The following is a 1,011-nucleotide window of genomic DNA, read 5'->3' as shown; positions in this document are numbered from 1 at the left end:
CAATAAACAGACTGATAGTAATAAGTGATACAGAAAAAGCATCTATAGAATTAAATTTCTATGATGGTTTAAATATAATTGCTGGCAAAAACACGACTGGTAAATCATCACTATTAAAATCATTGTTTTATACATTTGGTGGTGAAGTGAAATTCGACGGTGATTGGAAAAAACTCGAGAAACGAGTATTAGTATTCTTTTCCTTCAAAAATAATAATTACATTATTGAAAGAAAAAAAAATAAGTATTTCATATTTAGCTGTAATAAAGAATTTAAAATTGAAAGTGGAATTGAATTATCCTTTACCGAATTAAGTGAATTTTTCATGGGACTACTTCAAATTAATATGTCTTGGTTGGATAAAAGCGGAAAAAGTGTACCTGTTTCCCTACCACACATTATGGCGTTCAGCTATATTGACCAGGATACAGGATGGCAAGAGTTTGGCAAGAGTTTTAAGAGGCTGGATTATGTCTTAAAGTGGAAAGACAAGTTAATTAAATATATAGTAGGTTATCAAAATGATGAATATTTTAAGGTTAAAAAGGATATTGAAGCTAAAGGATTATTAATGAAGGAGCTTAATAAAAAATACGCCACCAATAAAGAGTTTCTAACCGCCGTAGTAAGCAGTCTAGATAGTGATTTGGAACCACCTACATTTGAAGACAATGACAAATTAATAAATGAAATAAAAAATACAGAAAGAAAAATAAGTCATTTCAAAGAATTGAATGCCTCCTTAAGGAATAATTTATATGACAAACAATTACTACTTAGGGCACTAAAAAGAAATTCTCATGAGATTGCTGAAGATCATAAATTTTCAGCGAACTTAGATGAAAATATTATATGTCCAGTCTGTGGAGTTGAACATCATAATGACATTTTTGCCAGGGCAGATCTAATAAAAGATATTCAGATTTCTAATGATATGATAATAGCTTTAAAAGATGAAATCAATAAAATTGAAGAAGAAATACAAAAAGGCACAAACACTATAAGAAAAT

Annotated in this window: 1 protein-coding gene; it reads left to right on the top strand. The window is 29.1% G+C overall.

All coding sequences use genetic code 11. The annotated features are described in order from the left end of the window. On the top strand, positions 1–1,011 hold a 1,011-nt coding region (locus tag V7068_RS22290; RefSeq protein ID WP_499714607.1), incomplete at both ends, for a hypothetical protein.

The sequence above is a fragment of the Bacillus sp. JJ634 genome (assembly GCF_036962285.1).
GTDB lineage: Bacteria > Bacillota > Bacilli > Bacillales > DSM-1321 > Peribacillus > Peribacillus asahii_A.
The sequence above is the reverse complement of the archived record's forward strand: the minus strand, read 5'-3'. Positions and strand labels throughout refer to the sequence as shown.